Source organism: Streptomyces ipomoeae 91-03 (genome assembly GCF_000317595.1).
Lineage (GTDB): Bacteria > Actinomycetota > Actinomycetes > Streptomycetales > Streptomycetaceae > Streptomyces > Streptomyces ipomoeae.
Genome location: NZ_AEJC01000499.1, coordinates 1 through 6712, shown reverse-complemented (window position 1 = coordinate 6712; position 6712 = coordinate 1). Strand labels below are relative to the sequence as shown.

Here is a 6712-nt window from a genome sequence, read left to right as displayed (position 1 = left end):
GTTTGAGGCTCGCGGCGAAGGGTTTCAGATGGGGCCAGTGCGGGTTGGCCCAGTTATCGTAGCCCGCCCAACGTGGGTCGAACAGTTCCGCCCAGACGGGCGCGTAGTGGGCAGTGAGGGCGTTCAGGCGGAGCGTGCGCAGGAGCAGTGCTGGGGGGAGGGGGTGTTCCGGATCGGGGGCAGGCATCGTGCGGGCCTTGGCGACGGGCAGGGGAGAGCGCCCAGTGATGCGAAGTAGGTAGTCAAGAGGGAGGGTTGACCAGAACCCTGAATTGAGAGCGTTGAGACTGTTATCGCCCAGAGACATGGAGTTCACGGCATCGATGTGTGTGGGGCCGGTTGGGATGAGGGCGGCCTGCAAGCTGCGGCTGTTGTCGGAGGGGATCATGACTCTCCAGGCCAGCCGGAAGGATGTGGGGTAGGGCCTATGCCCCTTCCGTCGTCACGCGACTGACCCGCCGTCCTGGCTGCGGGCAATCGTGCCGCTGGGGCGGTGGGGGAGGGTGGGCGCGGCGGCGCCTCGTGGCGCCGAGTTGCGCAGCCGACCCTCCGCCCGGCACCCGGCATGCGAGCGGGGAGCGTGCCGTCTGGCGTCAGGCCTTCAGTGCCGCCGCGATCGAGTCCGCGATCGGCGTCGTCGGGCGGCCGATCAGGCGGGACAGGTCGCCGGAGGAGACGACGAGCTCACCCTTCTCGATGGACGCGTCGACGCCGGCGAGGATCGCGGCGAACGGCTCGGGCACCCCGGCGCCGGCCAGGATCCCGGTGAAGGCCTCGACGGAGACGGCGTTGTAGGCGATCTCCTTGCCCGTCTGCTTGCTCAGCTCGGCCGCGTACTCGGCGAAGCTCCACGCGACGTCGCCGCCGAGCTCGTACGTCTTGTTCTCGTGCCCCTCGCCGGTCAGCACGGCGACCGCGGCGGCGGCGTAGTCCGCGCGGGACGCCGAGGAGACCCGGCCCTCACCGGCGGCCTGCGTCACGGCGTTGTACTCCAGCACCGGCGCCAGGTTCTCGGTGAAGTTCTCGTTGTACCAGCCGTTGCGCAGCAGTACGTACGGCAGGCCGGAGGCGAGCAGCGCCTCCTCGGTGCCGCGGTGGTCGTCGGCGAGCGCGGCGGTCAGGGTGCCCGGCGCGCTGGTGTACGCGAGCAGCGCGACACCGGCGGCCTTGGCGGCGTCGATGACGACCTTGTGCTGGCCGACGCGGTCGTTGCCGACCTCGCTGCCGGAGATGAGCAGCACCTTGTCACCGGCGGAGAGGGCGCCGTCGAAGGTCTCGGGGGCGTTGTAGTCGGCCACGACGATCTTCACGCCGCGCGCCGCGAACCCGGCGGCCTTCTCCTCGCTGCGGACGACGGCCGTGATCTGCTCGGCCGGGACCTTCTCCAGCAGCCCCTCGACGACGAACTTGCCGAGGTGTCCGGTGGCTCCGGTGACGACGATGCTCATGATGAAAACTCCTCCTGGGCGGGCGGTACGTCACTAACCCTAGGGGGTGCGCTAACTCGGCGAAAGTACCCACTTTGAAGTAAGGTACTGGCATGTCTGTAAGTGAGAAGGCGGCCCGGTCCGTCGGCGAGGCGATGTGTCCCTACCGCCTGGTCCTGGAGCATGTCACCAGCCGCTGGGGCGTCCTCGTCCTGATCGAGCTGCTGGAGCGGCCGTACCGCTTCAGTGAGCTGCGCCGCGCCATCGGCAACGTCAGCGAGAAGATGCTCACCCAGACCCTCCAGACCCTGGAACGCGACGGGCTCGTCCACCGCGACGCCAAGCCCGTCATCCCGCCCCGCGTCGACTACTCCCTCACCGCCCTCGGCCGCGAGGCCGCCGAGCAGATCCGCGCCCTGGCCACCTGGACCCAGGACCGCATGGCCGACGTACAGAAGGCACGCGACGCGTACGACGAGCGGAAGGCGCGCGAGGTGAGTGAAAGGGCATACGTAGAGGCCCGCGCCTGACGATGCGGGCGCGGGCCTCTACGCGATCGATGCGTGGCGACCGTCAGCCGACGACCGTCCAGGTGTCCCCGCCCGCGAGGAGAGCGGCCAGGTCGCCCTTGCCGAACTGTTCGATGGCCGTGTCCAGCTGGTCGGCCATCTGCGTGTCGTAGACGGGCCGCTCGACGGACCGGAAGACACCGATCGGGGTGTGGTGCAGGGTGTCGGGGTCGGCGAGCCGGGAGAGCGCGAACGCGGTGGTCGGCGACGCCGAGTGCGCGTCGTGGACCAGCACCCGCGCCTCGTTCTCCGGCGTGACGGTGACGACCTTCAGATCACCGGTCGCCTCATCCCGTACGACCCCCCGCGCGCCGTCGGCGCCGAACCGGATCTGCTTGCCGTGCTCCAGCCGGATCACGGCCTCCTCGGCCTGCTGCCGGTCCTTGAGGACCTCGAAGGCGCCGTCGTTGAAGATGTTGCAGTTCTGGTAGATCTCCACGAGTGCCGTGCCCGGGTGGGCGGCAGCCTGGCGCAGGACCTCGGTGAGGTGCTTGCGGTCGGAGTCGACAGTGCGTGCGACGAAGGACGCCTCCGCCCCGATGGCCAGCGACACCGGGTTGAAGGGCGCGTCCAGCGAGCCCATCGGCGTCGACTTGGTGATCTTCCCGACTTCGGACGTCGGGCTGTACTGGCCCTTGGTGAGCCCGTAGATCCGGTTGTTGAAGAGCAGGATCTTCAGGTTGACGTTGCGCCGCAGGGCGTGGATGAGGTGGTTGCCGCCGATGGACAGGGCGTCGCCGTCACCGGTGACGACCCACACGGACAGGTCGCGCCGCGAGGTGGCGAGCCCGGTCGCGATGGCGGGCGCGCGTCCGTGGATGGAGTGCATCCCGTACGTGTCCATGTAGTACGGGAAGCGCGACGAGCAGCCGATGCCCGAGACGAAGACGATGTTCTCCCTGGCCAGGCCGAGTTCGGGCATGAAGCCCTGGACGGCGGCCAGGATGGCGTAGTCACCGCAGCCGGGGCACCAGCGCACTTCCTGATCGGACTTGAAGTCCTTCATGGACTGCCTGGCCGCGGCCTTGGGGACGAGCGAGAGCGCCTCGATCGTGCCCGTACCCGCGCCCTGGGCGCCTTCCGTGGACCTCTCAGCCATCGATGGCCTCCTTGAGAGCCTTGGCGAGCTGCTCCGCCTTGAACGGCATGCCGTTCACCTGGTTGTACGAGTGGGCGTCGACCAGGTACTTCGCCCGGATGAGCATGGCGAGCTGCCCGAGGTTCATCTCGGGGATCACCACCTTCTCGTAACGCTCCAACACGGCTCCGAGATTCCGCGGGAAGGGGTTCAGGTGGCGCAGATGGGCCTGCGCGATGTACTCCCCGGCCGTCCGCAGCCGCCGTACGGCAGCCGTGATCGGCCCGTACGTCGACCCCCAGCCCAGCACCAGCGTCCGCGCCCCGTCCGGATCGTCGACCTCGACATCCGGCACGTCGATCCCGTCGATCTTCGCCTGCCGGGTGCGCACCATGAAGTCGTGGTTGGCGGGGTCGTACGAGATGTTGCCCGTGCCGTCCTGCTTCTCGATGCCGCCGATCCGGTGCTCCAGACCCGGCGTACCCGGGACCGCCCACGGGCGGGCGAGGGTCTGCGGGTCGCGCTTGTACGGCCAGAAGACCTCACTGCCGTCGTCGAGCGTGTGGTTCGGCCCCTGGGCGAACTGCACGGTCAGGTCCGGGAGTTCGTCGAGCTCGGGGATGCGCCAGGGCTCGCTGCCGTTGGCCAGGTAGCCGTCGGAGAGGAGGAGGACCGGTGTGCGGTAGGTGAGGGCGATCCGCGCCGCCTCCAGAGCCGCGTCGAAGCAGTCGGCCGGAGTGCGCGGCGCCACCACCGGGACCGGCGCCTCGCCGTTCCGCCCGAACATGGCCTGGAGCAGATCCGCCTGCTCGGTCTTGGTCGGCAGCCCCGTGGACGGTCCACCGCGCTGGATGTCGATGACCAGCAGCGGCAGCTCCAGCGAGACCGCGAGCCCGATGGTCTCCGACTTCAGCGCCACACCCGGCCCGGACGTGGTCGTGACAGCCAGCGACCCCCCGAAGGCGGCCCCGAGCGCGGCCCCGATGCCCGCGATCTCGTCCTCCGCCTGGAAGGTCCGCACACCGAAGTTCTTGTGCCGGCTCAGCTCGTGCAGGATGTCCGAGGCCGGGGTGATCGGGTACGAGCCCAGGTAGAGCGGCAGATCCGCCTGCCGCGAGGCGGCGATCAGCCCGTACGACAGCGCCAGGTTCCCGGAGATGTTCCGGTACGTGCCGACGGGGAAGGCGGTGGCGGCCGGCGCGACCTCGTAACTGACGGCGAAGTCCTCGGTGGTCTCCCCGAAGTTCCACCCGGCACGGAACGCGGCGATATTGGCGGCGGCGATATCGGGCTTCTTGGCGAACTTGCTCTTCAGGAACTTCTCGGTGCCCTCGGTCGGCCGGTGGTACATCCACGACAACAGACCGAGCGCGAACATGTTCTTGCTGCGCTCGGCCTCCTTACGGCTGAGGTCGAAATCCTTGAGGGCCTCGACGGTCAGGGTGGTCAGCGGCACCGGATGGACGCTGTACCCGTCCAGCGACCCGTCCTCCAGCGGGCTCGCCGCGTACCCGACCTTCTGCATCGCCCGCTTCGTGAACTCGTCCGTGTTGACGATGATCTCCGCACCGCGCGGCACATCGCCGATGTTGGCCTTCAGCGCGGCCGGGTTCATGGCGACCAGCACATTCGGTGCGTCACCCGGGGTGAGGATGTCGTGGTCGGCGAAGTGCAGCTGGAAGCTGGACACACCCGGGAGCGTGCCGGCGGGGGCCCGGATCTCAGCGGGGAAGTTCGGCAGGGTCGAGAGATCGTTCCCGAAGGACGCCGTCTCGGAGGTGAAACGGTCACCGGTGAGCTGCATACCGTCACCGGAGTCACCCGCGAACCGAATGATCACCCGATCGAGTCGACGGACATCCTTCGTCCCCGCCGCTTTGCGCTGTTCCCTCAGTTCTCCCAAAACGGCCTTGTCGGCCTGCTCCGCTGGGCTACTGACCTGGCTGGTCACTGAACTGGACCTCCCTTGAGGCGGCTGTCCGGGAACGGCCGTTCCAGCGGCCTTCCCAAGACCAACCCTACGTCGGCGAGGTTGACCTTCCCTCGCCCTTTCGCCTGATGGACGATGTTTTGAGACGACCGGACGACCTGACTTGTCCCGCTTTGCCCGCCCCTGCCGGGCGCTCCCGGCGACTCTCCCCGCCGATTGTCGGGTCTGGCACGGGAGGGGTGTCGGGGGCTGATGGGGTGACGGGGTGGGGGGTGGGTGGTGGGTGATGAAGGGGTGGATGGGTGGGTGGCGGGTGGCGGGTGGCGGGTGGCGACCGGTGGGTGGTGGTCGGTGGCCGGTGACGGGGCGGTGCCGTGAGGGTGGCCGGTGGTCGGTGACGGGGTGGGCGGTGGCGGCGACCGGGTGGCCGTAGCCGGTCGTCCTGGTCGGTGGCGCGAGTCGATGGGCGGAGGCCCGAGGTGCGAGGGTGTGGGCCGACGGCGTTCCCGAGGTCACGACTTCACGAGTTGAGGTCACGACTTCACGAGTTGAGGTAGGTGAGTACCGCGAGGATCCGCCGATGGTCGCCGTCGCTCGGGGACAGCCCCAGCTTCAGGAAGATGTTGCTGACGTGCTTCTCCACGGCACCGTCGCTCACGACGAGTTGCCGCGCGATCGCCGAGTTGGTCCGCCCCTCCGCCATCAGCCCCAGAACCTCCCGCTCCCTCGGGGTGAGCCCCGCGAGCACGTCCTGCTTACGGCTGCGCCCGAGCAGCTGCGCGACGACCTCGGGGTCCAGCGCGGTACCCCCGCCGGCCACCCGGACCACGGCGTCCACGAACTCCCGAACCTCGGCGACCCGGTCCTTCAGCAGATACCCGACGCCGCGACTGGACCCGGCGAGCAACTCGGTGGCGTACCGCTCCTCCACGTACTGCGACAGCACGAGCACCCCGAGCGCCGGATGCTGCTTGCGCAGCTGTACGGCGGCCCGTACGCCTTCGTCGGTATGGGTCGGCGGCATCCGCACATCGGCGACGACGACGTCCGGCAGCTCCCCCTGCGCGGCGAGGTCCGTGATCGTCTTGATGAGCGCGTCCCCGTCCCCCACCCCCGCGACGACCTCGTGCCCCCGGTCGGTCAACAGCCGCGTCAGCCCTTCCCGCAGCAGCACCGAATCCTCGGCGATGACCACCCGCACCCTGTCCTCCACGTTCCGTCCCCCCATGCGATCCCCCGAGCCGCCACCCGCGCCGCCCGCACAACACCCCCAGCATTCCAGCAACAGCCCGCCCGGTCGCGGCCACGACGCCAATACGAGCCGATTGAGATCCAAAAACCGGAGGAGTGGCTGGTTACAGCCGTACCGCTCCGCTCAACCGATCACCGCCCCCGCGCGACACCGTCGGCGCCAGCATCCGCAGGGGGACGGCCGTTCTGGCGGTTTGGGTTTGGTGGTGGCGGGTTGTTGGGGTGGTTTGGGTTCGGTGGCGGCGGGCTGTTCTGGTGGCTTGGGCTCACTGGTGTCCGGCCGTTCTGATGACTCGGGCTCACCGCTGTCCGGCCCTTGCGGGTGTTCGGCCGCTCCGGGTACTCCGCTGTCCGGCCCTTGCGGGTGTTCGGCCGCTCCGGGTACTCCGCTGTCCGGCCCTTGCGGGTGTTCGGCCGCTCCGGGCACTCCCCTGCCCAGCCCCTCCGCGTGTCCGGG

Annotated in this window: 6 protein-coding genes; 1 reads left to right on the top strand and 5 read right to left on the bottom strand. The window is 69.2% G+C overall.

Annotated elements, in window-relative coordinates:
* Window positions 1–388, bottom strand: a 388-nt coding sequence (locus STRIP9103_RS52145; protein WP_234022360.1) for a hypothetical protein, incomplete at its 3' end; no start/stop codon positions are given.
* Between the two features lie 205 nt (window positions 389–593).
* Window positions 594–1448, bottom strand: coding sequence for an SDR family oxidoreductase (locus tag STRIP9103_RS32595; protein WP_009327586.1), 855 nt, complete (start codon window positions 1446–1448; stop codon window positions 594–596).
* 92 nt (window positions 1449–1540) lie between these two features.
* On the opposite strand from STRIP9103_RS32595, the gene STRIP9103_RS32590 reads away from it, so the two are divergent.
* Window positions 1541–1957 carry a winged helix-turn-helix transcriptional regulator gene (locus STRIP9103_RS32590; RefSeq protein ID WP_009327592.1) on the top strand — a complete coding sequence of 139 codons (417 nt, stop codon included), beginning with the start codon at window positions 1541–1543 and terminating at the stop codon, window positions 1955–1957.
* Window positions 1958–2000: 43 nt separating this feature from the next.
* Here the strand turns inward: STRIP9103_RS32590 and STRIP9103_RS32585 are convergent, their stop codons facing one another.
* The 3 genes from STRIP9103_RS32585 to STRIP9103_RS32575 all read right to left on the bottom strand — a co-directional run bounded on the left by STRIP9103_RS32585 (window position 2001) and on the right by STRIP9103_RS32575 (window position 6232).
* Window positions 2001–3095, bottom strand: a complete 1095-nt coding sequence (locus tag STRIP9103_RS32585; RefSeq protein WP_009327591.1) for a 2-oxoacid:ferredoxin oxidoreductase subunit beta — start codon at window positions 3093–3095, stop codon at window positions 2001–2003.
* Window positions 3088–5025, bottom strand: coding sequence for a 2-oxoacid:acceptor oxidoreductase subunit alpha (locus STRIP9103_RS32580; RefSeq protein WP_009327587.1), 1938 nt, complete (start codon window positions 5023–5025; stop codon window positions 3088–3090). The genes STRIP9103_RS32585 and STRIP9103_RS32580 overlap by 8 nt, the downstream gene beginning before the upstream one ends.
* A 520-nt stretch (window positions 5026–5545) precedes the next feature.
* Window positions 5546–6232 carry a response regulator transcription factor gene (locus STRIP9103_RS32575; protein ID WP_319286383.1) on the bottom strand — a complete coding sequence of 229 codons (687 nt, stop codon included), beginning with the start codon at window positions 6230–6232 and terminating at the stop codon, window positions 5546–5548.
* Window positions 6233–6712 lie beyond the last annotated feature (480 nt).